Here is a 26159-nt window from a genome sequence, read left to right on the forward strand (position 1 = left end):
CGGTACCTACGGGGGAAGCCCCATGCCGTCGAGCGACTACTGGTTCCGCGTGGAGTACACCGAGGACGGAAACCAAAAAGAATTCAAAGGACACTTTACCCTAAAACGATAAATAGAAATTATGAGCAAAACAAAAGCTCTGCTGTATGGCAGAGCTTTTGTTTTTTAGGGAAGGATGCTTTGATTGCACATTAATTTTTTTGGGAAAGAAATAGATTCTAGAGTCTATTTCTTCAAGTGTAATACTTCAAAAAATTCAGCTTCATGGTAAAGAGATCAATTTTAAATATTTCAAAAAAATATTTTGTTAATTTTAAAACTTAAATACGTTGCTCGTTTTTTTATTCTAAATAGATAATTCAAAAATTGAACCCGAGGGAAAGAACAAAATTGCTGTAAATTGAGTTTATCTCTGCGGCATCGGTTAAACCAATGGAGTATAGTTGTTGGTTTCTTGTTTGTTCTGAACGCGAATAGGCAAGATCAGCAGTGAATTTTCCAAAATTATAGCCTGCGCCCAATGAGAATCCAACGCGTTCTCCTAAAACTTCAGAATTTTTATAGGGGCTCTCCTCGTAATGAAACCCTCCACGTAGGCTTAATTGGTTTAAACGGTATTCTGCGCCTGCTTTATACGCTGAGACGCCTTTTAAAGTGTTTTCTATTATATTGTTTAAGTTGTTGAAAAAGATATCCTCGGTTGGGCTAAATTCAATTGAAGCATAATCTTTATAGGAATAATCAAAGCTAATTAGACCATTTTGGCCAAAAACGTATGCAGCACTTGCATTTACTTTAGCAGGAGTTCTTAGTGTGTAATCTTCATATACATTTATCACCCTTGGATCTACAATTTCATTTATATTCTGTCCTTGAAACAGTCTTCGGCTTTCAAGATATTGGGTGGTTTCTTCTGAGATTTGATACCAGGTCGGCGATGTTAAACTTAAGCCCAAACGCAAGTTGTCTGCAATCTTAGCGATGGCCCCTAGTTGTGCTGAAACTCCTGCGCCGTTTGCGGTAAGATTGTTTTCAAAACCTACTCTGTTTATCGTTGAGCCGTTGTTGTTATTGTTTTCAAGTAAGAAAGAACTTTGGTTAAAATAGATTGTGTGGGTATTAATGTTTGCTCCAAAAAATAAATTATCTGTTACTTGGGTAGCCAAATTTATTGTGAATTTGCTATTGTATCCTTCCGAAAGATAAGTATACTCCTGATTGAAGCTACCATTAGAAATATTGGAAGTATAAGTTGTATTTGAAGGATTGCTTGGATCAACAGGATCAAATAGAAATGCTTGATACCCTAAAAAAGCATTTTGGGCCGAAGTGCCCTCATATTCTCCCAGATATTGGTACAAATCTGAAATGGATTCACCTGACTGTAGTTGCAAAAGATTTAGGGGAATGCCCTGAGCTTGCGATAGGAAAAAGTCGCCAATTGATGTATTACCGGTACCGGCAATGTAAAGTTCGTTATCCAGATTTTTGTCCATATTGTAACTTACACCAATAGTGAACTTTTTAAATATTGATTCTTCGTTAGAGTTATTGATTATAAAAACTCCTCCCAATTGATTTATAGTAATATTATCTGAATAACTTTTTTCACTGTTTCCAAAATAGTTCGCATTGTTTTCAATATCAAATAATGATGTAGAAAACATTAGGCTGGAAGTTAAAAAAACTGCACCCCCTGCTGGATTTATACTTGTTGCGGAAAAATCTCCTCCCAGTGCTCCCATGGCGCCGCTTAAGGCAGTGTAGCGTGCTGTGCCGATATTTTCACCTAGACTATATCGTAAACCGTCAGTAGTGTTTTGGGCATTTAAAATAGCCAAAGCAAAAAAAGCTATAAATAGTAATGATATTTTTTTCATCTAATTTTTAATTTAAAAAGGTGATATAGTAAAAATGCCCAAAGTATCATTTCGTTCTTATAGAAATGGTCATTGGGCATAATATATTAATTCTATGTTTGAAAAATATTCTGATAGATAAATTTAACCGCGTCCGCCACGTCCACTACTGCCTCCTGAACGTCCACTACTTCCGCTAGAACGAACACTACCACCTGAACTTCTTACAGAACCTGAGCTATTGCTCCTGGTAGGAGAGGAGTAATTGCCGCTTCTTCTTGTAGTATTGCTCCTGGTGGACTGTGAACTACTATTGTTTCGTATCGTTGAGTTAGAACGAGTGTTTCTGATTGAGTTATTAGAGTTTGAGCGAGTATTGCGGATATTACTGCGAGTGTTTCTAGTATTTGTGTTAGCACGCACATTGTTTCTGTTTACACGTCTAGATAATTCGGAACGACTGTAGGAATTACGGGTAGAAACATTGTTGGTTCTTCCGCGGGTACTTGTTCTATTATAATCAGTGTTTCTTCTTCCCCGATTATACGATACATTATTATATGGGTTGTAATTGTAATAATGTGAATTATAATACCCATAACCGTAATAAGGGTAGCCATACCCATAACCATAGCCATAATAAGGGTAACCCCATCCATAGCTTATTCCCCAATATGGGGTGTGGTAACCATAATAAGGATAACCCCAATACCCACCATACCAATAAGGTCTGTGATAAAATCCATAGCCGTAACCTCCATAATTATAAATGTTTACGGTGATGTCTTCACTGTTGCTTCCCCATGGGCCATACTCTTCCTCATCATAATCTTCTTCAATAATTATATAGCCATCTTCGTCCAATCTTTCGGTAGTTGAATAGGCTTCAATATCAGTAAAAATGGCTCCTTCTTCAGGAAGATCAGCGTATGCGTCAGATTTACTACGGAAATATTGCTGATAATAATTTGCTTTTTCATTGTTAGAATCCTCATCTACGTATTCTTCTTCAGAAGTTGAAGTATTGCCAGAAGAATAAATGCCATCATTTTGATTGTAACCATTGTTGTGGGTTCCACATGATGTTAGCAAAAAGGCGAAAAGGCCTATAAATGCTAAAGGCATGAAACGTTTAATATTTATATTTTGAAAGGACATATCTGTGGTAATTTTATTGTTGAACTTCATAAAAATAAGTAGTTTTGCGGACAATAACTAATCATTTAACATAGACACAACATTTGTGCCAAAAACTAGGTTATGGCAAAGAATTTAACAACTAGAGCGGAAGATTATTCCAAATGGTATAACGAGCTGGTAATCAAAGCAGACCTTGCCGAAAACTCAGGAGTTCGTGGATGCATGGTCATAAAACCATATGGATATGCCATCTGGGAAAGAATGCAGGCAGAGCTGGATAGAATGTTTAAGGAAACGGGGCATCAAAATGCTTATTTCCCACTTTTTATCCCGAAATCATACTTCAGTAAGGAAGCCAGCCATGTGGATGGTTTTGCAAAGGAATGTGCCGTTGTTACTCACTATAGATTAAAAAATGCCGAAGATGGAAGCGGGATTATTGTAGATCCTGACGCAAAACTGGAAGAAGAATTAATAGTCCGTCCAACTTCCGAAACCATTATTTGGGACACCTACCGTAAATGGATACAGTCATATAGAGATTTACCGCTTTTAATAAACCAATGGGCAAACGTAGTGCGTTGGGAAATGCGCACACGCCTGTTTTTACGCACTGCAGAATTTCTTTGGCAAGAGGGTCACACGGCTCATGCCACTAAAGATGAAGCCATAGTTGAAGCGGAACAAATGATGAATGTGTATGCCGAATTTGCAGAAAATTATATGGCTATACCAGTAGTGAAGGGTACCAAAACCGAAAGCGAACGTTTTGCAGGTGCGCTTGAAACATACTGCATTGAGGCCTTGATGCAGGATGGAAAAGCATTGCAGGCAGGAACTTCTCATTTTTTGGGACAAAATTTTGCAAAAGCTTTTGATGTGAAATTTGCCGCCAAAGATGGCGCTTTGGATTATGTTTGGGCAACTTCGTGGGGTGTATCCACACGATTGATGGGTGCTTTGGTGATGACCCACAGTGATGATAATGGCTTGGTGCTGCCTCCAAATTTAGCGCCAGATCAAGTTGTTATTGTGCCTATTTATAGAAAGGATGAAGAATTTGATGCCGTAAATGAAGTCGCTTTAGATTTGATGAAGAAATTACGATCGAAAGGAATTCGCGTTAAGTATGATAATCGTGATACCCACAAACCGGGTTGGAAATTTAATGAATACGAGTTGAAGGGTGTGCCTGTTCGTATAGCCATTGGTCCAAAAGATGTGGAAAAAGGGACTGTGGAACTTGCGCGAAGAGATACGCTTCAAAAAGAATTTATAGACAATGAAAAAGTTGTAGATAGGGTAACTTCTTTAATGGAGGAAATTCAAGAAACCCTTTTTCAAAAAGCTGTTTCGTATAGAGCTGAACACACAACTGAAGTTGCTTCATACGAAGAATTTAAGTCCGTTTTGAATGGAAAAGGAGGCTTTGTCTTGGCGCATTGGGATGGCACTTCTGAAACCGAGGAGCGAATTAAAAACGAAACAAAAGCAACCATTAGATGTATTCCTTTGGACGGTGATAATGCTTCGGGAACTTGTATTTTTACTGGGAAGCCTTCCGAAAGAAAAGTGCTTTTTGCGAAAGCATATTAATTTTTTTTTGAAAAAAGTTATTTTGGATTTGCGCCATTCAAAAATTGTTGTATTTTTGCATCCGCATTTGAAAATAAAAAATGGTCCGTTCGTCTAGGGGTTAGGACGCCAGGTTTTCATCCTGGTAACAGGGGTTCGATTCCCCTACGGACTACAAAATTTAGAATTTAACAAAAATAAAATGGCAAATCACAAGTCAGCATTAAAGAGAATAAGAAGCAACGAGGCAAAGCGCTTGCGTAACCGTTACCAGCACAAAACTGCCCGTAACGCCATGAAGAAGTTTCAAGAGCTTTCTGATAAGAAAGAAGCAGAAGCCATGTTTCCAAGTGTTGTTTCTATGATTGACAAATTGGCGAAGAAAAACATTATTCATTCGAATAAAGCTTCCAATTTAAAATCAAATATGGCTAAGCACGTAGCTGCGCTATAGTTTCTTTTTAATAAAATTTTTAAAAACCCTTTCAGGAAACTGAGAGGGTCTTTTTATTTCAGTATTTTGAAGGACTCAAATGATTTTTTAAGACTGTCCCAGGCAAAGTGGGCGCCTTCAATTTGTGGAGAGTATTGGGCAGAGCAGAAATAAATAAAATCGTCGTTTTTCAATAGCCTGTAAAGACGGTATATGCTAAAACTCGCATAGGGTTCACCATCAAGGGATACATTCTTTAACTTGTTTTTTGTGGTCCAGAGTAGGGAGTTGTCGTCGGTTTTGAGCGAATCAATGGTTTCTTTGATAATCGATCCAAAATTGAGAAATAAATTGGGTAGACTACTGTCAAGAAAAGGAGTATCCATATCGTTTTTGTCCATAGCCATTATTTTGAAATCGACCGCAAAACCAATTTTTGATACATTTTCGGTTTGGTTCAGTTTTACACGTGCTTCTTTTATTTCTTCTTCGGAAACTTCGGTTCCTTCTTTTTTGAACTTTTCTACCATGTTTACCAAGTATTCTTCAATGCTTTCGGTAGATGTATTTTCGTCCATTTCAATAGCCTTAGGCTCTCCAAAAACTACAGATACTATCTTTGCGTTGAAAAATAGTTTTCCGTAAGGAGAATTTGCCGTAATCAATTCTTCCAATTGGTCATCCGGAAGATTTGTAAAGTAAGTGCTACGAACAAAATCTGCATATTTTATAAATTTTGGAGCATGCCATCCATCTCCTACTGGTTTTTCGAAAGAAAACTGCAACATATTGTCTGTAAACACATTTAGGCCTGTCTCCAGCTCTTTGGTGGTACTTTTTTCGGGATCAAAAGAAATTTCCATATTGTCCACCTTAATAGTCTGTTGTGCTTTTATACGTTCAGTTTCGGCGTTAAATCTGTCAATATTGAACTTGCGCTTTTGTTTGCTGTCGATCAACCAGGCAATCATAAGTGCCATGGCCAGAAGAAACATCATAAGTGGATAGAGAATGAAAATTGGATCGGAGGCTGGAGTAAGCGTCATTGCCAAAACCAGCATTCCCTCCATGACCAAAACTACTAATGTAAAGAGTCCAAGCCAGCTTTTGACGGCATTAATAATTGTGGACTTTTTTTCTTTTTCTTGTGAAGTGTTTTCCTGCCCCATAACTTGAAAACTTTATTTGGTTAAAATTAGTTCTCATAAAGATATGAATTATTCACAGGAAATATATTTTTTTAGGGTATTAAGTCTTGATAATCACCCCCATGCCTTGCGATATCCCTAACAATTGAAGATGAAATATGTGAATACTCCGGACTGCTGATTAAGAAAACGCTATCTATTCCGTTAACTTTTGCATTGGCTTGGGCGATGGACTGTTCGTATGCGAAATCGATACTGTTGCGAAGACCGCGAACGATAAACTGTGCATTTTCTTCCTTACAAAAGTTAGCGGTTAGCCCAGAGTAGCTCTTTACTTTAACCTGGGACTCATTTTTAAAAACATCCTCAATAAACTGGATGCGTTCTTCCAGAGAAAACATTGTCTTTTTATCGGCATTTACGCCAATGGCAATAATCAACTCATCAAAAAGCGGCAGCGCACGTTTTATAATATCAACGTGTCCAAGGGTTATGGGGTCAAAAGTTCCGGGAAAAACTGCGCGTCTCATTTTATGTATATTTTGATACTAAGTTAATGAGTAATTATTAAAACGATTTTCTTTTCAGAAAAATTTCGAAATCAAAATGGCAAGTGCGGCGATAACAGTAGCCAAAACCACACCGCGTGCACGATAAAATTGATTCTTTTTCAAAAGAATAAAGAATACAATTAAGTTTAAAATTGCCCCTAGGGCAATCAAGCTTCCCAGAAAATCATTTTCCAGTGCAGCCTGTAGTGTTGATTCCAGGCTTAGTTCAGAAAAAAAGAATATATAGAGATAGGTGCCCGCCATATTTGCAAGCAATCCGATTGTTAAACCAATAAGAACTTCTTTTATGTGTGGCTTCATTTTATACCTCTTTTTTAAAAATCCCACGTATTGAGTTCTTTCATCGCGTGGTGTGCCGTCAAATCAAACTGTACAGGAACTACGGAAATAAAACCATTGTGTAGGGCCCATTCATCAGTATCTTCGCCTTTGTCCTCATTTACAAATTCACCCGTTAGCCAGTAATAGTCGCGTCCCAACGGATTGGTTCTTTTGTCAAATTTTTCTTCCCAATGCGCATTGGCTTGGCGGCAAACTTTGATGCCTTTTATTTCTGAAGCATTTAATTTCGGAATATTCACATTTAACACCACCCCTTTTGGCAGTCCGTTTTTTAAGGTTTGCTGTGCAATAGCTTTTACAAACTTTTTTGAGGGTCCAAAATCTGCCTCCATTGAATAATCCAAAAGCGAAAACCCAATGGATGGAATACCCAATGTTCCGGCTTCCACGGCGGCACTCATTGTTCCGCTGTAAATTACATTTATGGATGAATTGCTTCCGTGGTTAATGCCACTAACGCATAGGTCTGGTTTACGTTTCAAAATTTCGTTCACCGCTATTTTCACACAATCTACGGGCGTGCCGCTGCAACTGTATTCTTTGTGTGGATCGCCATTCACTACGTTTATACTATTGCAGTACAATGTATCGTTAATAGTTATGGCGTGGCCCATTCCGCTCTGGGGCGAGTCTGGTGCAACTACCATAACGTCTCCCAATGTATTCATTACATCAATCAAAGTACGGATACCCGGCGCGTTGATGCCATCGTCATTGGTAACTAATATCAGTGGTCTTTTTTTGGACATAAAATCTTTTAAATTTTGAAAAACAAAAATACATTTATTAATTCTGTCCCGAGAGCCTTCGGGACCAGAATTCTAAATTTAGAATCGAAAAAAACTGTTTAACAAAAAATTAGTACCAATATACTTTAATGGCACAGTTTTTTATATAATTTAGGCACTCATAAAATAATACCACGACTATGCGGATAATGAAAAAGAATTTTAAAGTTTTGTTTTTGGCGGTTTTCGTTTCAGTGGCTTCCTGCAGTTTTACAACAAAGGAATTCAATGATCCCGATAAGGACAAGCTGCTTTTAGACCTTATAACCTATGTACTTCAAAAAGGTCACTATGACCCAAAAGATATCAATGATGATTTTTCAGCAGGAGTTTATAAAGATTTCATCAACGGACTTGATCCGTTAAAACGCTATTTCTTGGCATCGGATATTGAAGAATTCAGCAAATATGAAACAGAAATTGACGATCAACTCAAGAATAAGGATTTGTCTTTTTTCGATTTGGTTTATGAGCGTTTCAATGAAAGAATGGAAGATGTAAAGAAAATTTATCCCGAAGTGCTGGATAAACCCTTCGATTTTACTGTAAATGAAACCATCAATGTTGATTATGATAATCTTGCCTATGCAAATTCCATAAAAGAATTGAAGGCCCGTTGGAAACAACAGTTGAAATTCACTACACTTTCCGCTTATTATGATTTGGTAGAAGACCAAAAAAATCGCGAAAAGGGAATTACTTCCGCTACCGATAAAGAGGATGAAGCAGATACTTCCGAAGTTTCAAACAATGCAAAAACTGCCTCAACAGATGAGCCTTTTGAACATAAATCAATGGCAGAGCTTGAAGCGAAAGCCCGCGAGACAACCAAAAGTTCACTGGATGAATATTTCGATTTTACAAAAGATTTAGAGCGAAAAGATTACTTTTCAATCTATTTGAATACTATAGTTGAAGAATTTGATCCGCACACCAATTATTTTGCTCCGCCCGACAAAGATAGGTTCGATCTTCGTATGTCTGGAAAATTGGAAGGTATTGGGGCTAGACTTCAAAAAAAGAATGACTACATCACCATTATTGAAATTATAAGCGGTGGCCCAGCTTGGCGAAGTGAAAAAGTGGAAGTAGGCGATGTAATTTTAAAAGTGAAACAAGAGGATGAAAAGGATGCGGTTAGCATAGTAGGCATGCGCATTGACGATGCCGTAAAGTTAATCAAGGGGCCAAAAGGCACGAAGGTTACACTTACCATCAAAAACGTTGACGGAACCATTACAGATAAAGTTATTACCCGTGATGTGGTTGAACTCGAGGAAACATATGCAAAATCGTCGTTGATTGATAAGGGCGATCGCAAATTTGGACTTATTAATCTTCCGCAGTTTTACTTTGATATGGAAAACTACAAAGAACGCAATGCTGCAACCGATGTTAAAAAAGAGATTCTTCGTTTAAAAGAACAAGGGATGGAAGGCCTGGTTTTAGACCTTCGCGATAATGGCGGGGGATCTTTGCGTACGGCTGTTGATATTGCTGGACTTTTTATCAAAAAAGGACCCGTGGTGCAAGTAGCTTCAAACGGAAATAAGGAAGTGCTTGAGGATAAGGACAGTGAAATTGTTTGGGATGGCCCCTTGGTGATTTTAGTGAACGAACTTTCTGCTTCCGCTTCTGAAATTCTCGCTGCTGCAATGCAGGATTACAAACGTGCCATAATTTTGGGAAGCAAGCAAACCTACGGAAAGGGGACGGTACAAAATGTAATTGATTTAAACCAATGGCTTCGCAAAAATGATTTGGGCGATATGGGTGCTTTAAAAATCACTTCTCAGAAATTTTATCGTGTAAATGGAGGCTCTACCCAACTTGAGGGAGTTAAGAGCGATGTGGTCATGCCAGATCGTTATAGCTATATTGATGTAGGCGAAAGAGATTATGACAATCCACTGCCTTATGATAAAATAGATGCCGCAAAGTATGATGTTTGGGAGGGTTATATAGATTATGACGAAACCATCCAAAAAAGCAAAGAGCGAATGGCACAAAACGAACAATTAAAGTTGATTGACGAAGACGCACGATGGATAAAGGCACGTAGGGATGAAAAAGAAGTCAATTTAAATTATGAAACTTACAGTGCCGAAATTGAGCAGCGCAAGCAAGAAACAAAACGTTTTGACGCTATTGATGAATACGATAACCACCTTACTTTTGAATCCTTGCCTTACGAAACTGCATTAATGAAAAAAGACACTACACTTTCTGAAAAGCGTAAAAGATGGCATAAAAATTTAAGTAAGGATATGTATATTGAAGAAGCAGTCCACGTGTTGGAAGATTTAAAACTCAATAACATCAAGGCAGGAAAAGTAGCAGATATTAAAAATTGATTTTATGTAAACCGAATGTGTGTTTCTGAATGAAACACGCCAAATTTTACTAAATTTGAAGTGNAGGCAGGAAAAGTAGCAGATATTAAAAATTGATTTTATGTAAACCGAATGTGTGTTTCTGAATGAAACACGCCAAATTTTACTAAATTTGAAGTGTGAAAAATACCACTTCATTAACCAAGATAGCGCTCCGAAAGTTTAAAAAAAACTTTTGGGGCGTTTTCAGTTTGTGCTTTTTGGCACTCTGCGTTTTGGTGGCGATTTTTGCATATGCCTTGGCGCCGGATAATTCAGAGAACGCAAACCAGATGCATCTTTCCATTCATTCCAAAAACCCAGGATTCTCTGTGCAAATGCTTACCATTCCTGCAAAAGTGGAAGAACAGAATTCCTTATCGGTTTTCTTCTTCGGAAAGAAAAATGCTGATACTGAGATTCCAATCTCAAACTATACACTAAAAGATGCTTTTATAGAAATTACGGAATATTCCCCAGATGGCACAGATGGTTTGCAAAAGAATTATGCGCTTTCGCTTTTTCCAGATGCAACTTCAGCGGCGGAGATTCCCAACAAATATATTTCAGGAAAAAAATTCCTTCTCGGTACCGATAAATACGGCCGCGATCTGTTGAGCCGAATGTTGATCGGGATCCGCATTTCTTTGGCCATAGGTTTTGTAGCGGTTTTCATTTCATTGGTAATTGGAATCACTCTTGGTGCCATTGCGGGTTACTTTGGTGGAAAGGTTGATGCGGCAATAATGTGGCTCATAAACGTCACATGGTCCATTCCAACTTTGCTTTTGGTGATTGCTATTACTTTGGCACTTGGCAAAGGTTTTTGGCAGGTTTTCATTGCTGTTGGATTAACAATGTGGGTGGAAGTTGCCCGTGTGGTGCGCGGACAGGTTATGGGCGTTAAACAGATGCAGTACGTTACCGCGGCCCGAGCGTTGGGCTTTAATGATTTTAGAATAATTGTAAAGCATATTTTGCCAAATAGCATGGCGCCTGTGATAATCATTTCGGCGGCCAATTTTGCGGGAGCCATTCTTATTGAAAGCGGGCTGTCGTTTTTGGGAATAGGCGCACAACCGCCAATGCCCAGTTGGGGCGGAATTATAAAGGATCATTATGCTTACATAATTTTAGGGAAGCCGTATCTTGCCCTAATTCCAGGACTCGCCATTATGAGCTTGGTCACAGCTTTTATGTTAATAGGAAATGCCCTGCGCGATGCGATGGACGTACGGAATGCTTAAAAAAATTTAAATGAACCGAAAATACATTTACCCCTTAGTAATAATAATTGTAACCGTCGCGTTGTATTATGCCGACGATTTTTTGGGCGAAGAAAACATTTCCACTTCAGAAATTTCAAAAACTACAAATAGTACCTCCGAAGAATTTGATGATACCTTCCTTCCTGCCTCAACTACCGGAGCCATCGTAAAACACAATTATTTTACCCTATCCTATTCCGAAGAAAATGAACAGGCAGAGTGGGTGGCTTATGAATTGAAGAAAAGTGATTTGACTAAAAATGAATTTGAACGCCCCTATTTTATTGAAGATAAAAAGGTGAAAACAAAATCTGCAGATTGGCGCAATTACAAAAATTCGGGGTACGATCGTGGCCATCTTTGCCCCGCTGGCGACAGAAGGATGTCCTTTGAAGCTTATAATGAAACATTCCTCACCAGTAACATAAGTCCGCAGGATCACGATTTTAATGCGGGAATCTGGAACCGACTTGAGCAAAAAGTTCGCTATTGGGCCGAAAAATATGATGGTGTTTATATAGTTACGGGCGGAGTTTTAAAAGAAAATTTGAAAACCATCGGCGATGAAAATGTTTCTGTCCCAAATAAATTTTATAAAATAATCGTTGATGCTTCCGGTGGAAATTATAAGGCTGTTGCATTTTTAATTCCGAATAAACCTTCCAGTGAATCTTTTTATGAATACGCCGTTTCCATCGATGAAATTGAAGCTAGAACAGAGATTGATTTTTTTCCGCAATTGCCAGATTCCATCGAAAATAAGTTGGAACAGATGGTAGATTTAAAAGCTTGGGGAAGGAAATAGGTTTGCAGTTTACAGTAGCAGTTGGCAGCATATTCTTATTCAAGTTTCATTTTCGATTTCGATTTCAGTTTTGATTTCTTATGAATAATGATAATTCGCCCCATCCAACTTTACAAAAATAAAAAGCAAAATAGTAAAACCCCAAAGTGCGGAACCCCCGTAACTAAAGAAAGGTAGCGGAATTCCCACAGTAGGGAAAATACCAGTAACCATCCCCACATTTACAAAGAAGTGAAAAAATAAAATTGCAGCAACGCTATACCCATATACCCTTCCAAACTGCGATTTCTGCTTTTCAGCTTTAAAAATAATACGCAGGATGAGTCCCACAAAAAGCAGTACAACAATCAAGCTTCCCACAAAGCCCCATTCTTCGCCTACAGTACTAAAAATATAATCTGTGTGCTGTTCGGGAACAAAATTTCCTTTGGTCTGCGTGCCCTGCGTCCAGCCTTTCCCTAGCCAGCCCCCGTTGGCAATTGCAATTTCACTTTGGTGGGTATTGTAGCCTATTCCTCGAGCGTCCACTTCCTTTCCCAAAACAATGTTGAAACGGTCGCGGTGGCGCTGTTCAAAAACGTTGTTGAAAATATAGCTCACCGAAAAAGCAAAGGCAATGCACCCAGCGGCAATTAAAATATATTTAATAATACTGGGACGTTTTTTTCTATTTCTAAAGAAAATAATACCGCCAATTACTGTAATGGCAATCGCTACCCAAACAGCACCGAATGCAAGTGTAGAAACAAAAAGCATAACAGCAAATAAGCCTAACAAAAGGTAAACCCCGTGCAATCCTTCCCTATAAAGTGTAAAGACAAACGCAGCATAAATCAGTGCGCTTCCGGGATCTGGCTGCGGAACAATCAAAACGGCAGGCAAGGCTATAATTGTAAAAGCTGCAATTTGATGTTTCAATTCCTGCATATTGGTTTGAATATCACTCACATATTTTGCGAGTGCCAAAGCAGTTGCGGCTTTTGCAAATTCACTGGGTTGAAGACTAAAACTACCAAAGGCATACCAAGAAGTAGCACCCGAAATATTTTTTCCGAAGACAAAAAGCCCGACCAAAGATATTAGGGAAATAATATAGAAAACACTTGCGAATTTTTCGTAAAACTTTGATTCTATGGCAAGTAAAAATATTATCAGAAGTATGCTAAACCCAATAAACATAAACTGTCGGGCGTAGATTTGGTCAAAATCCCAAAACCCTTTTGCGGTGTCGCTCAAGGAGGCAGAGTAAATGTTTATCCACCCCATTATTACAAGGGCGATGTACATAAAAATCATTAGCCAATCAAAGCGTACATAAGTTCTGCCTCCTGCCATTAGCGGTTAATTGAAAAAGGTTGTCCGCTGTAGGGTTTGGCGTATTCTGCTTCCAAACTGCCTTCCAGCACATATTTTTCCATATCGGTCCGGGTTATTTCGCCTTTTAGATATTTTTCAATCATAAGGCCTGCAATGCGTCCCGCCCATCGCGAACCCCAATAGCCGTTTTCAACAAAAACCGCGATGGCAATTTTTGGATTGTCTTTTGGTGCAAAAGCCACAAAAATGGAATGGTCTGTTAATTGAACGCGTTTACCGTCAATTTTGGTAAAATTTTCAGCAGTTCCGGTCTTTCCGCAAATATCTATTCCCGGGATTTGTATGGAAGACGCGGTCCCGCGTTTGTAAACCTGAAACATACCTTCCACCACGGGTTTAAAGTGTTCGGGTTCCACAGTAGTGTAATGTTTATCACGAAATTTCTGTGGAATTGTATCCGGACCGATAACATTTTTAATTATATGGGGTGTGTAATAATAACCGCGATTGGCGATAGCCGCTGTAAAGTTTGCCATTTGCATAGGCGTAAGCAAAACTTCACCTTGTCCAATGGCGTTTGAAATGGTTGCCAATGAAGACCAATTATGTGCCGGATAATCGTGAATTTTGTTGTAGTATTTTGAAGTGGGAATATTGCCTCGTTTACCACTGGGAAGATCATAACCCAAAAAATCACCTAGTCCAAAACTTAAAAGCCCTTCGCGCCAATGATCAATGCCTTCACGTGGATTGGGGTATTTATCGATAATCCGTTTGTAAACATTACAAAAATAGGCATTGCAACTGTTTGCAATTCCGCTGACCATTGCCAAGGGGCTAGGGTGGGAGTGACAGCCCAATGTACGGTTTCCATAGCGATAACCGTGATAGCAGGCAAAAGTATCTAGAGTATCTACCACATTTTCGTGCAAACCTATCAATGCCGTTAAAGTTTTAAAAGGCGATCCGGGGGGGTATTCACCCATCAAAACCCGGTCGTAAAGTGGCTTGCTAATAGTATCGTACCACAATTTTGTAAAATTCTTTGACCGATCTCGTCCCACTAAAAGTGACGGGTCATAACTTGGTGCCGTTACCAGGGCAAGTATTTCACCACTTTCGGGTTCAATCGCCACAATACCCCCTCTTTTGTGAACCATTAATTCTTCACCATATTTTTGAAGTACCGCATCGATGGTCAATTGTACATCGTGGCCGCGTTCTGGCAAAGTGTCAAAAATTCCTTCTTTGTAGGGCCCAATATCTCTGTTGAAGCGGTCTTTCTGAATATATTTCACGCCTTTTACGCCGCGCAACACTTCTTCGTATTCCTTTTCCACACCGGCGGTACCAATGAGCTCTCCCATTTGGTAATATGGGTTTTTTTCGATGATGGCATTGTTCACTTCCGCAATGTAGCCCATCACATTTGCCGAATGGTCCACTTGGTATTCGCGAAGGGAACGGCGCTGGATGTAAAACCCTTCATATTTATACATTTTTTCTGAAAGGGAAGCATAGTCGGCCTTGTTGAGCTGGGGAATCACAACGGAGGGCAATCTTGGCGAATACACTCGTGCTTTATGAAGAATTTCCTTGAATTCTTCCTTTGTAATTTTCAGTAAACCACAAAATTCCAAAGTGTCGAGCGGTTTAACATCGCGCGGAATTACCATGACATCATACGAAGGTTGGTTGGACACCAAAAGTTTCATATTTCTGTCAAACATATAGCCGCGCTGCGGATAATCATACATCACTTTAATGGCGCTGTTTTGCGATAGCGAATCTGGAGAAGCGTCATAAACCTGCAAATAGAAAAGTCTTGCGGTAAAAAGTATCCCGCTCAGCAAAACCAATGCTATTAATACAATTTTTCTCATGATGATTTTCTATTGAAAAGAATCATTGTGCACACAACGACAATAATTGTAAACAGACCAGAAAACAATGTGGATTTCAACAATAAAAGAATATGCTTAAAACTGAAAATTTCTAAAGAAAATAATACAAAATGATGCATAAAAACCAAGGAAGCAATATATGTGAGCCTTTCCATTGGGTCGGCTTTCTTGATTTTGACGCTATTGTATTCATAACTTACACCAAAAGAATATTTTAAAACAACGGGCCGAATGTATGCAATAAAGGCGCAGGCTGCGGCATGCACGCCTCCCGAATCCTCAAAAATATCTATGGAAAGCCCCAAAAGAAAACTGAAAAAAATCAAAAGTCCTTTGTTGCCGTCCAAAGGATAAAGAATTATGAATAAAATATAAAGATACGGGTTAATGTATCCTGCCAGGTTTACATTGTTAAGCAACAGCACCTGAAGGAAAACCAACAGTATAAAACGGACGATATTTATAATGATATCACTGTTCGACATCTTCCACTCCTTTTTCCAGTTCCAAAATTTCCGCTGCTTCGTTATTTTCAATTAAATAAACGTGCTCCAAGCTCGTCATATCATTGAAAAGATCAATGTTTACATAGTAATAATTATCATCGTTATCGAGATGAAAGTCTTTAATTGTTCCTATCAAAATACCTTCGGGAAAAATAGTAGATCGCCCGCCAGTAATAATGGTATCTCCTTTTTCCAGCTGTGCAAGACGTGGAATGTCAACTAATTGTGCTACGTTTGGATCTTTTGTGTTCCATATAAGTGAACCAAAATGGCTCGATTTCTTAAGTTTGGCGTTTATCCGGCTTTTCGTATTCAAAATAGATTGCACAGTCGCGTAATTTTTGGAAACATCGCTCACAATACCAACAATTCCTTTTGAAGAAATTACGCCCAAATCAATTTTTAAGCTATCGCTTCGGCCTTTATCAAGGGTAAGCTGGTTTTTGGTTTTTGAATAATTGTTATTGATTACCCGCGCAGTGAAATAGTTGAATTTATTGGGAAGCACGGTACTGTCCAGTTTTTCAACATTTACTACTTCCTTAAATTGATCCAGTTTCTTCCGAAGCATTAAATTTTCGTTTAGCAACTGCTGGTTTTCTTTTCCTAAATTTAAGTAGTCGGTAATGTTATTTCTGAACGTATATATTCCACCGGTTATAAAATTGGCAGAGCTAATGTATTTATCGTTGTGATAGTTGTGCGTTTGGATGGTAAGCGCTACGGAAATTGTAAAAAGCACGGCAAACAACAGGAAATTTTTATTCCGAATGAAGAAATATATAATCTGCTGCATTGCTTTGTGGGGTTAAAATATTCTGCTTTCTAATGGGAGCAACGCCATAAATGGGCAATTATTCTATTTGAGTTTTTCAGAAAAATGGTTTCTTCTGAAAAATTATTTAATCAGCACGCTTTTGTACTTGTTCAGGTTTTTTAAGCAAATTCCTGTACCACGAACTACGGCGCGCAATGGGTCTTCGGCAATATAAACCGGAAGATCGGTTTTTTGGGAAAGCCTTTTGTCAAGCCCGCGAAGCATCGAGCCACCACCTGCAAGATAGATTCCGGTGTTGTAAATATCAGCTGCAAGTTCTGGCGGTGTTTGCGAAAGGGTTTCCATAACCGCATCCTCAATTCGAAGAATGGATTTGTCCAATGCTTTAGCGATTTCTCTATAGGAAGTTTGTACCTGTTTCGGTTTTCCGGTAAGTAAATCGCGACCCTGTACGTCCATTTCATCTGGTGGAAGTTCAAGATCTTCGGTTGCGGCACCAATCTGGATTTTTATCTTTTCCGCGGTTCTTTCACCCACATAAAGGTTGTGTTGGGTGCGCATATAATACACAATATCATTCGTGAAAACGTCTCCCGCAATTTTTATGGATTTGTCGCAAACAATTCCTCCAAGGGCGATTACGGCAATTTCAGTGGTTCCTCCTCCTATGTCCACGACCATATTTCCCTTGGGCTGCATAATGTCAACCCCAATACCGATGGCTGCTGCCATGGGTTCGTGGATCAAATACACTTCCTTTCCGTTAACGCGTTCGGCACTTTCCTTTACGGCGCGCATTTCCACTTCGGTAATTCCGCTGGGAATACAAACCACCATCCGCAACGAAGGTTTTAACCATTTCTTTTTTAACGCGGGAATGTCGCTGATGAACATATTTATCATCTTTTCACTGGCGTCAAAATCTGCAATTACCCCATCTTTCAAAGGGCGAATTGTTTTAATATTTTCGTGTGTTTTTCCCTGCATCATTGCGGCTTCACGGCCCACGGCAATTATTTTCCCCGTAGTTCGGTCGCGTGCAACAATTGAGGGGGCGTCCACAACAACTTTGTCGTTATGGATTATCAGGGTATTTGCAGTACCCAAGTCAATGGCTATTTCTTCAGTCAGGAAGTCAAAAAATCCCATAGTATAAGTCGGTGGTATTGAAAGTTAACGTGTTAAGTTTGGTTTTTAACAAATGTAATAAAATTTAATGCTTAAAATGGCGCGTTCCGGTAAATACCATTGCCATTTCATTTTCGTTGCAATAATCGATGCTCAATTGGTCCTTGATTGACCCTCCGGGCTGGATTACCGCTGTTATTCCTGCTTTGTCCGCAATTTCCACACAATCGGGAAACGGGAAAAATGCATCACTCGCCATCACGGCTCCCTCAAGGTTAAAATTAAAGGATTGTGCTTTTTCTATAGCTTGCCGTAACGCGTCAACGCGGCTGGTTTGGCCGGTTCCGCTGGCGCAAAGTTGTTTTCCCTTTGCCAAAACGATAGTGTTCGACTTTGTGTGCTTGCAAATTTTTGAAGCGAACAACAAGTCTTCTAACTCTTGGGAATTGGGTTTATTGTTTGTTGCATGCGTTAAAATTTCAGCACTGTCTGTAATATTGTCTTTATCCTGGACCAAAACGCCGTTCAAACAAGTTCTAACGGTTGTTGAAGGTAGTTCAATTTCTTTTTGTACCAACAAGATTCTGTTCTTTTTTCCTTCTAAAATTTCCTGTGCTTTTGCTGAAAAGGAAGGAGCGATGACCACTTCGCAAAAAAGATCGTGGATTTCGTGTGCGGTTGCCTCATCAATTTCCACATTGCTGATTAAAATTCCGCCGAAGGCTGAAACCGGATCGCCCGCCAAAGCAGCCATATAGGCTTGTTGCACGGTCTCACGTTGTGCAATTCCACAGGCATTGTTGTGTTTTAAAATCGCAAACGTTGGCGCTTCACCTTTAAATTCGTTCATTAAATTCACAGCAGCATCAACATCCAAAAGGTTATTGTAGCTCAATTCCTTTCCGTGGAGTTTGGTGAACATTTCATCAAAATTTCCGAAGAAATACCCTTTTTGATGTGGGTTTTCGCCGTAGCGAAGTTCCTGCCCATTGGTTTCACTCAATTTAAAAGCAGGCAATTTTTCTTCTTTGTTGAAATAATTAAAAATCGCGGTATCGTAATTTGAAGAAACGTTGAAGGATTTTGCTGCAAAACGCTTGCGGTCCTTCAACGAGATTTCGCCATTGTTTGCTGAAATCAATTCCAAAAATTCAGCGTAATCATCAACCGAGGAAACGCAAATGGTGTCCTTAAAATTTTTCGCGGCGGCGCGAATTAAGGAAATGCCGCCTATGTCAATTTTTTCAATAATATCCGCTTCCGAAGCGCCCGACGCAACCGTTTTTTCAAAAGGGTACAAATCCACAACCACCGCATCAATCTGCGGAATGTTGTATTGCTCCATTTCGGCAACATCGCCTTCGTGGTCCTGACGGTTTAAAATTCCACCAAAAACCTTTGGATGAAGAGTCTTTACGCGACCGCCCAAAATGGAAGGGTAATCGGTTATATCTTCTACCGCAATCACCTCGATACCAAGATCGTTGATGAATTTTTCGGTGCCTCCGGTAGAGTAGATTTTTACGTTTTGTTCGTGTAGTTTTTTAACAATCGGGGCAAGCCCATCTTTGCTAAAAACGGAAATTAAAGCAGAAGTAATTTTTTTGGAATTGTTCATTATCGAAAATTAAGGTGCAAAAGTACATAATTGCATAGTAAATTTGTAACATAAGCAAAGAGAAAACGTCTTACTTTTCATAATTTTATTAACCCTTTTTGAAATCGATCCCGATAGCAATTGGGACGAAATCGAAAATCGTCAATCATTAATCTAAAATCGTAAATGCTGATATATCTTCGCGTTTTAAAGGAAAGTTTCAATTTTGCGCTCAATGCGCTTCGGAACAATAAATTGCGGACCTTCCTCTCATTGGTGGGCGTAACCATTGGGATATTTTCTATCATTGCGGTTTTGGCGGCGGTTGATTCCTTGAAACGTGAAATTGAGGGAAGCATCAGCGGGCTGGACAACAGCACGATTATTATTATGCGCTTTAATTTTGGGCCAACAGATATTCCTCGTTGGAAATGGCAGCAATTCCCGGATGTTTCCTTTGACGAATATCAATATTTGGAACGAAATACTCCAAATGTTGAAGCCGCTACCTTTACGTTAAACGTGCCAAACGAGAGTGTAAAATACGAAAATAATCAAGTAGATAATGTTCCTATTGGTGCGGTGACCGATAGCTATTACGATATTGAGTCGCTTCAATTGGAAGAGGGACGTTTTTTTAACGGATCTGAATCGAACAGTGGGTCTATGGTCGTTGTTTTGGGCGATGAAATTGCCAATCAGCTCTTTGGTGATGCCGCAACCGCTATTGGGAAGGAAGTGCGCATTTATGGCAGAAAATTTAACGTAATTGGAGTTTTGGAAAAAGAAGGAGCTGGTCTTTTCGGAAACTCTAAGGACACCTCCATTTGGATGCCCGTGAATGTTGTGCGAAGAATTTATGGCGATAACAACAAAAATACGTTTCCGCAGATAGTGATAAAACCCGAGAAGGATGTGGATATTGCCGAGTTTAAAGCGATGCTTACGCAGCAACTACGAACAAAGCGAGGATTGAAACCTGATGAAATAAGTAACTTTTTTATAAATCAATTACAAGGCTTTGCTGATTTTATAGACGAGATTACTGGAAGTATGAATATAATTGGCCTAATAATCAGTGGTTTTTCGCTGCTTGTGGGCGGTTTTGGGATTGCCAATATTATGTTCGTGAGTGTAAAGGAAAGAACCAATTTAATCGGTATTCAAAAATCATTGGGTGCGAAAAATAAATTTATCCTTTTCCAATTTTTGTTTGAAGCGGTTATTCTTTCCGTAATTGGAGGATTGATAGGGTTGTTTTTGGTATTTATAGTTTCATTAATCGCCTCTAGTTTTACCGGAGATTTTGAATTTGTGCTCTCGCCTTGGAACATGTTCATTGGTACTGCAATTTCTGCTGCAATTGGTTTAATTTCAGGAATTCTTCCGGCAATTTCAGCTTCAAAGCTCGATCCGGTTGAAGCAATTAGAACTGGAATGTAAGCTTCGAAAATTCCAAAATTTTAAATTCCAAATCCCAAATAGATTTATTGTTTGCTTTGAAATTTGGAGCTTGTAATTTGGAATTTAAGAAGAAGTGGCGCCTAAAATTCTTATCAGATAATTATAGTATCAGCGCAACTTCTTCGTTTACCCATTCCAAAAACTGTTCGTCTTCGACAGAAAATGGATCTTCCACGTGCGAATCGATATCAATCTGTCCAATATTCTTTCCATTCTTAAAAAGCGGGATTACGATTTCAGATTTCACGGTAATGCTGCACGCAATGTAGTTGTCCTGGGCCTTTACGTCTGGCACCACAAAGTTTTTGTTGCTTACAGCAACCTGTCCGCAAATCCCTTTTCCGAAGGGAATGACCGTATGGTCCGTAGGTTCGCCAGCAAAAGCTTTTAGATGAAGTGTTTTTTCTGCTTCGTTTGCAAAATAGAATCCAACCCAGTCATAATAGCCTACGGAGGATTGAAGCAGTTCGCAAATTTCTTTTAAGCGTTGTTCGGCACTCTCGTTCGCGTTTGCGAGTATTGTTGTTACTTTTGGTTTTAAGTGTGTAAAAGGCATTAGGTTTGTATATGTTGATTGCTTTGGCAAAAGTATTTCAAAACCGTTACAAACACCAAAAACAATTCCTGTATTTTTGTTAAATACTAGCGCTGAAAATTATGATTTCCGAATGTGGGTTAATTTGCAGGAAAAACAATATCAAACTTTAACTTTTTGAAGGAACTTTTTAAAAAATACAAAACCGTCATTCGCTTTGTGGTGCTTTTCATGGGTACATATCTTTTAATGAGCGTAGTGTATGGATTGTATTTGAAAGCTTCGGAAAACGGAAGTTACTTTCCTGATTTTATAACGAACCTTGTTGCGAAACAGAGCAGTGCGATATTGGGCGCATTCGGGTATAATTCAATTTTAATGCCCGATTCCATAGATCAGGGAATGTTGCTGACCATTGACAGCAAATACACCGTAAATATTGTGGAGGGTTGCAATTCCATTAGTATTATCATTTTGTTTGTAGCTTTTATTGTCGCTTTTGCTGAAGATTTCAAAAAAACCCTGCTGTTTCTTTTTGCTGGAGTGGTATTGATTTACATTGTGAATTTACTTCGCATTGCGATACTTACTGTATCGCTTTATAAATATCCACAGTATGAAAATGTGTTGCATTCCGTGGTTTTTCCAGGTATTATTTATAGTATGGTTTTTATTTTATGGATGATTTGGGTGCGGATGCTGAAACCGAATTCGGCTAAATGAAAAGGATTCTAAAAATATTTGGCGTTATAATTCTCGCAAGTTTTCTGGTGTTGATTCGCGCTTTTGAAGATATACTTTTCTACGACCCATTGCTTCATTTTTTTGAAATAGATTACAAATCAATGTCGTTACCGGAAATGGACACTTTTGCACTGCAGACAGGAATTGCATTACGGTTTTTGCTGAATACGATCATTTCTTTGGCAATACTATGGTTGGTTTTTAAGGATAGACAAATTATCAAACTTTCTCTTATACTTTACAGTTTTCTTTTTTCAATACTTTTTATGGCATTCAGTTTTATAATTTTTACTTCGGAAGAATCTGGCGGGCATTTTGTTCTGTTTTATGTAAGAAGATTTTTAATCCAGCCATTGTTACTACTTATTTTGCTCCCCGCTTTTTACTTTCAGAAATACAAATCGCGCTGATTTTTTAATACCTTTGCATCACTAAATAGACTTTTAAAATGAAAAAAAATTCTTTTATCTTCTTTTTTGCGTTTGCAGCATTTGCAATTACTTCTTGTAAAGAAACCGCAAAACAAAACGAGCCAGAAGTTGTAACGGTTGACAATGCAGAGCCAAAAACATATGAAATTGCTAAAGTAGAAGCAGAATTTAATGATCCAAAAGTAGAGGCTATTTTTGATCAATATTTGCAGGTTGAAGCAGCTTTGGTAAATACAGATGCCGCTAAAACGGCTACAGAATCTTCAAAACTTGAAGCGCTTCTTAAAGATTCAGAAGCAGATGAAGAAACACAAACCGCAGTAGCAGCAATGGCAGCTTCCGAAGATATTGGTGTTCAAAGACAAAATTTTGAAACTTTAAGTGGTAGTATTGAAAAGATGCTACAGGGAAGTTTAAAATCCGGGACGCTTTACAAGCAGTATTGCCCAATGGCCTTCAACAATAAAGGCGCCTATTGGATAAGCAGCAGCAAAGATATTTTAAACCCATATTTTGGCGATAAAATGCTGAAATGCGGAAGGGTCGATTCCGAGGTAAAATAACTTTAACAAAGCCTTCCATTTTATTTGGGAGGCTTTTTTGTATTTTTGCGAAAGCATGAAAAAAACCATTTCCATATTTCTTTCCATACTGATACTCGCCAGCAGTTCAGGGATAGCCTATGCGCAGCACTTCTGCAGCGGGATGGAAATGATGGCTGAGGTTACCTTGGGTGAAAAACATCTTTCCTGCGGAATGGATGAAAATGCCCTCGTTTCGGATTGTGGTGATGAAAGTGTTGCTCCCGAAAGGAAAGCCACGATTGCTGTAAAAACCATTTTACCAAAATACAGACTGACGATAATTTTGCAAAAGCCTCGTTCGATTTAAAATTAAACAAAACCTTTGTAGCAACATTCGTTTCGGTATTTGTATTGCAGGAAGTTGAAATAGCTTCCGCAGAAAAAACCTTCTTTGCGGATTACAATCCGCCACCTCTCGAACGGGATTTTAATATTCTGTACGAGACTTTTCTGATTTGATTAATACCCGTCCTTCGGTTTTGGCTTCGACTAAACTCCGGCGGACATCTCATGATTAAAACTCCAACTTTCTACGGAGCAAGTACTCATATTCAATCAAATCTTAAAAAATGAAATACAAACTTATTTTAACCGTATTCCTGAATTTGGTTTTTCTGAATTATTCCTACTCACAGGAAGAAGAAAGACCCGTTCGTGAATATACATTAACCATTGAACAACAAACTGTAAATATCACGGGCAAAGAGGTTATGGGAATGACCGTAAACGGAAGCATTCCCGGGCCGACCCTTGAATTTACGGAAGGAGAGCAGGCAATAATCCATGTAATCAATAAAATGGACGTGGAAACCTCCATCCATTGGCACGGAATATTGTTGCCAAATTTTCAGGACGGAGTGCCTTATTTGACTACGCCGCCAATAAAAGCGGGGACAACTTTCACCTATAATTTTCCTATCAACCATTCCGGAACCTATTGGTACCATTCGCATACCATGCTACAAGAGCAGAGCGGTGTTTTTGGTTCCATTGTAATTCAGCCAAAAGAGAAAGCCTTGGATTACGATAAGGAATTGGTGCTTATGCTATCAGACTGGACCAATGAAAAGCCGAAAGATGTAATGCGCACATTAAAGCGTGGCAGTGAATGGTATGAGATTAAAAAAGGAACTTCAACGCCGTTAAACCAAGTAATTGGTCGCGGTGCGTTAGGCGCCCAGATCGATTTTTGGAGACAGCGAATGGAAGGTGCCGACATTGCCGATATTTATTACTCTGCTTTTTTGATTAACGGTAAACAGCTGGCGGAATATCCGAACTTTAAACCTGGTGAAAAGGTTAGATTGCGAATTATCAATGGTTCAGCCTCTACACAATTTTGGATGACTTTTGGTGGTGAATCACCGCTCTTAATTTCAGCAGACGGACTTGATGTAACTCCCGTAAAAAGGAACAAAACCTTTATCGCAATTGCCGAAACCTATGATTTTATTGTAACCATCCCACAAAGTGGAAAACTTGAATATAGAGCCATGGCACAGGATGGTTCGGGAACTACTTTTGCTTATTTGGGCAAAGGAGAAACTCTGCCAGCACCTATAGTTGAAAAACCTGATAAAATTGCAATGATGCAGGAAATGGCTAAAATGAAGATGAAAATGGGCGCCCACGCTTTAAAATTTCAGCCTAAAAAAGATGAGCGTTTTGAAATGAAGGAGGAATACGGAATGGAAATGGACGGGATGGAAATGGACCACTCAAAAATGGATCATTCCAAAATGGAAATGCCAAAAGATTCAATGAAAATAGACCATTCAAAGATGGATCATTCCAAAATGGATATGAAAAATGAGCCGATGCAAATGGAAGGGATGGGGATGAATTCAGAATATACCTATGATTATTTAAAATCACCCGAAAAAACCAGTTATTCCAAAGATACCCCAGTAACCGAAATTCTGTTGAACCTAACCGGAAATATGAACCGCTACATTTGGAGTATGAACGGCGTGCCGCTTTCGGAAACGGATAACATCAAAATTAAGGGGAACGAGGTAACAAGGATTACTTTGAATAACCTCACGATGATGCACCACCCAATGCATCTTCACGGGCACTTTTTCAGGGTAATCAATAAAAACGGCGAATATTCCCCTTTAAAACACACGGTAAACGTTCCGCCAATGGAAGAGGTGACCATTGAGTTTTACGGCGATGCTTACGGCGATTGGTTTTTCCATTGCCACGTGCTTTACCATATGATGGGCGGAATGGCGCGCGTGTTTAGTTATGAAACGCCAAGAGACCCAAGAATGGAGGAATATCCTGTTTCAAAAATCATGAATGAGGCCAATCATTTTTATACATGGGGAACTGCAGATGTGGCTTCGCATATGGCTGAATTGAATCTCACTTCTTCCAACTTGCGAAACCAATTCAATGTAATGGCAGAGTATGGTTGGAACCAAAACCTGGAGGCTGAGGTAACCTATGAGCGCTATTTGCACGATTACCTGCGCGTTTTTGGAGCCGTAAATGTAGAAAACGAAACCGAAGATAGCTTAGATGAAATTGAAACCACGGCTATTGCCGGAATTCGGTATTTAACACCTTATTTATTTAATTTGGATGTACGGATAGACAATAAGCTGCGCCCCCAAATTGGGCTGGAGCGGGAAATCATGATTTTTCCCCGAACCCTTGCCTTTGGAATGATTGAATACCAAGCCGATTTCGGTTTGGTGGACGATCTGCCCACAGGAATTAATTACGGCGATGAACTGACTTGGAATGCAGGTCTTGAATATTTTCTTTCAAAGAACTTTTCATTAATGGCCAGTTACGACAATCGTTTTGGTGCGGGAGGTGGCCTATCTATTCGTTTTTAATAACCTTATAAATTAAGAAT

26 protein-coding genes and 1 tRNA gene are annotated in these 26159 nt (G+C 39.0%); 14 read left to right on the forward strand and 13 right to left on the reverse strand.

The window, feature by feature from the left end:
- On the forward strand, positions 1–112 hold a 112-nt coding region (locus AC58DT_RS13325), incomplete at its 5' end, for a T9SS type B sorting domain-containing protein (RefSeq protein ID WP_497216853.1).
- A 247-nt stretch (positions 113–359) separates the two neighbouring features.
- Here AC58DT_RS13325 and AC58DT_RS13330 read toward each other — a convergent pair.
- Both AC58DT_RS13330 and AC58DT_RS13335 read right to left on the reverse strand, forming a co-directional pair.
- Positions 360–1880: an OmpP1/FadL family transporter gene (locus AC58DT_RS13330; protein ID WP_497217304.1), complete on the reverse strand. Its 1521-nt coding sequence runs from the start codon at positions 1878–1880 to the stop codon at positions 360–362.
- Between the two features lie 123 nt (positions 1881–2003).
- Positions 2004–3047, reverse strand: a complete 1044-nt coding sequence (locus AC58DT_RS13335) for a hypothetical protein (RefSeq protein WP_497217305.1) — start codon at positions 3045–3047, stop codon at positions 2004–2006.
- A gap of 72 nt (positions 3048–3119) precedes the next feature.
- Here AC58DT_RS13335 and proS point away from each other — a divergent pair, with 72 nt between their 5' ends.
- From proS to rpsT, 3 genes are all read left to right on the forward strand, one after another.
- Positions 3120–4595: a proline--tRNA ligase gene (proS, locus tag AC58DT_RS13340; RefSeq protein WP_497217306.1), complete on the forward strand. Its 1476-nt coding sequence runs from the start codon at positions 3120–3122 to the stop codon at positions 4593–4595.
- A gap of 82 nt (positions 4596–4677) precedes the next feature.
- Positions 4678–4749: transfer RNA gene (locus AC58DT_RS13345), tRNA-Glu, on the forward strand.
- A 27-nt stretch (positions 4750–4776) separates the two neighbouring features.
- Entirely contained in the window at positions 4777–5028 is a 252-nt protein-coding gene (gene rpsT, locus AC58DT_RS13350) for a 30S ribosomal protein S20 (protein WP_045080838.1), read from the forward strand.
- Between the two features lie 53 nt (positions 5029–5081).
- On the opposite strand, the gene AC58DT_RS13355 is transcribed toward rpsT, so the two are convergent.
- From AC58DT_RS13355 to surE, 4 genes are all read right to left on the reverse strand, one after another.
- The gene (locus AC58DT_RS13355) at positions 5082–6176 is read right to left on the reverse strand and encodes a hypothetical protein (RefSeq protein WP_497217307.1); all 1095 of its coding nucleotides are present in this window, start codon (positions 6174–6176) and stop codon (positions 5082–5084) included.
- Positions 6177–6247: 71 nt separating this feature from the next.
- Positions 6248–6685, reverse strand: coding sequence for a pantetheine-phosphate adenylyltransferase (gene coaD / locus AC58DT_RS13360; RefSeq protein ID WP_497217308.1), 438 nt, complete (start codon positions 6683–6685; stop codon positions 6248–6250).
- A gap of 54 nt (positions 6686–6739) precedes the next feature.
- On the reverse strand, positions 6740–7027 hold the full coding sequence (locus tag AC58DT_RS13365) for a hypothetical protein (RefSeq protein WP_497217309.1): 288 nt from the start codon (positions 7025–7027) through the stop codon (positions 6740–6742).
- A gap of 14 nt (positions 7028–7041) precedes the next feature.
- Entirely contained in the window at positions 7042–7818 is a 777-nt protein-coding gene (gene surE / locus AC58DT_RS13370) for a 5'/3'-nucleotidase SurE (RefSeq protein WP_497217310.1), read from the reverse strand.
- A gap of 188 nt (positions 7819–8006) precedes the next feature.
- On the opposite strand from surE, the gene AC58DT_RS13375 reads away from it, so the two are divergent.
- The 3 genes from AC58DT_RS13375 to AC58DT_RS13385 all read left to right on the forward strand — a co-directional run bounded on the left by AC58DT_RS13375 (position 8007) and on the right by AC58DT_RS13385 (position 12302).
- Positions 8007–10211 (forward strand): carboxy terminal-processing peptidase, encoded by a 2205-nt coding sequence (locus tag AC58DT_RS13375; RefSeq protein ID WP_497217312.1) that lies wholly within the window; start codon positions 8007–8009, stop codon positions 10209–10211.
- Between the two features lie 158 nt (positions 10212–10369).
- On the forward strand, positions 10370–11476 hold the full coding sequence (locus AC58DT_RS13380) for an ABC transporter permease (RefSeq protein ID WP_497217314.1): 1107 nt from the start codon (positions 10370–10372) through the stop codon (positions 11474–11476).
- A 10-nt stretch (positions 11477–11486) separates the two neighbouring features.
- Entirely contained in the window at positions 11487–12302 is an 816-nt protein-coding gene (locus AC58DT_RS13385; protein WP_497217315.1) for a DNA/RNA non-specific endonuclease, read from the forward strand.
- A gap of 78 nt (positions 12303–12380) precedes the next feature.
- Here AC58DT_RS13385 and rodA read toward each other — a convergent pair whose 3' ends face one another.
- The 6 genes from rodA to purH form a co-directional block, all read right to left on the reverse strand.
- The gene (gene rodA / locus AC58DT_RS13390; protein ID WP_497217317.1) at positions 12381–13637 is read right to left on the reverse strand and encodes a rod shape-determining protein RodA; all 1257 of its coding nucleotides are present in this window, start codon (positions 13635–13637) and stop codon (positions 12381–12383) included.
- Complete coding sequence (locus AC58DT_RS13395; protein ID WP_497217319.1) at positions 13637–15502, reverse strand: peptidoglycan D,D-transpeptidase FtsI family protein; 1866 nt, start codon at positions 15500–15502, stop codon at positions 13637–13639. Before AC58DT_RS13395 ends, rodA begins: the two co-directional genes overlap by 1 nt.
- Positions 15499–16008 (reverse strand): rod shape-determining protein MreD, encoded by a 510-nt coding sequence (locus AC58DT_RS13400; RefSeq protein ID WP_497217321.1) that lies wholly within the window; start codon positions 16006–16008, stop codon positions 15499–15501. Before AC58DT_RS13400 ends, AC58DT_RS13395 begins: the two co-directional genes overlap by 4 nt.
- Positions 15995–16825, reverse strand: coding sequence for a rod shape-determining protein MreC (gene mreC, locus AC58DT_RS13405; RefSeq protein WP_497217323.1), 831 nt, complete (start codon positions 16823–16825; stop codon positions 15995–15997). The genes AC58DT_RS13400 and mreC overlap by 14 nt, the downstream gene beginning before the upstream one ends.
- 102 nt (positions 16826–16927) lie before the next feature.
- Complete coding sequence (locus AC58DT_RS13410) at positions 16928–17956, reverse strand: rod shape-determining protein (protein WP_045080783.1); 1029 nt, start codon at positions 17954–17956, stop codon at positions 16928–16930.
- A 64-nt stretch (positions 17957–18020) separates the two neighbouring features.
- A complete protein-coding gene (gene purH / locus AC58DT_RS13415) occupies positions 18021–19553 on the reverse strand; it encodes a bifunctional phosphoribosylaminoimidazolecarboxamide formyltransferase/IMP cyclohydrolase (RefSeq protein WP_497217325.1) in 1533 nt (510 codons plus the stop codon).
- Positions 19554–19718: 165 nt separating this feature from the next.
- On the opposite strand from purH, the gene AC58DT_RS13420 reads away from it, so the two are divergent.
- Positions 19719–20975, forward strand: a complete 1257-nt coding sequence (locus AC58DT_RS13420; RefSeq protein ID WP_497217327.1) for an ABC transporter permease — start codon at positions 19719–19721, stop codon at positions 20973–20975.
- Positions 20976–21096: 121 nt separating this feature from the next.
- Here AC58DT_RS13420 and AC58DT_RS13425 read toward each other — a convergent pair whose 3' ends face one another.
- Positions 21097–21552, reverse strand: coding sequence for a GAF domain-containing protein (locus tag AC58DT_RS13425; RefSeq protein ID WP_497217329.1), 456 nt, complete (start codon positions 21550–21552; stop codon positions 21097–21099).
- Positions 21553–21708: 156 nt separating this feature from the next.
- Between AC58DT_RS13425 and xrtF the strand changes: the two genes are divergently transcribed.
- The 6 genes from xrtF (at position 21709) to AC58DT_RS13455 (ending at position 26139) form a co-directional block, all read left to right on the forward strand.
- Positions 21709–22254, forward strand: a complete 546-nt coding sequence (gene xrtF / locus AC58DT_RS13430) for an exosortase family protein XrtF (protein ID WP_497217331.1) — start codon at positions 21709–21711, stop codon at positions 22252–22254.
- Positions 22251–22685 (forward strand): exosortase F system-associated membrane protein, encoded by a 435-nt coding sequence (locus AC58DT_RS13435; RefSeq protein WP_497217333.1) that lies wholly within the window; start codon positions 22251–22253, stop codon positions 22683–22685. Before xrtF ends, AC58DT_RS13435 begins: the two co-directional genes overlap by 4 nt.
- 38 nt (positions 22686–22723) lie before the next feature.
- Positions 22724–23269, forward strand: a complete 546-nt coding sequence (locus AC58DT_RS13440; RefSeq protein WP_497217334.1) for a DUF3347 domain-containing protein — start codon at positions 22724–22726, stop codon at positions 23267–23269.
- 55 nt (positions 23270–23324) lie between these two features.
- Positions 23325–23597 (forward strand): HYC_CC_PP family protein, encoded by a 273-nt coding sequence (locus tag AC58DT_RS13445; protein ID WP_497217335.1) that lies wholly within the window; start codon positions 23325–23327, stop codon positions 23595–23597.
- Entirely contained in the window at positions 23555–23749 is a 195-nt protein-coding gene (locus AC58DT_RS13450) for a hypothetical protein (RefSeq protein WP_497217384.1), read from the forward strand. The genes AC58DT_RS13445 and AC58DT_RS13450 overlap by 43 nt, the downstream gene beginning before the upstream one ends.
- A gap of 110 nt (positions 23750–23859) precedes the next feature.
- Positions 23860–26139, forward strand: coding sequence for a multicopper oxidase domain-containing protein (locus AC58DT_RS13455; protein ID WP_497217336.1), 2280 nt, complete (start codon positions 23860–23862; stop codon positions 26137–26139).
- The last annotated feature ends 20 nt before the right edge of the window (positions 26140–26159 follow it).

Source organism: Aequorivita sp. CRS11 (genome assembly GCF_059693805.1).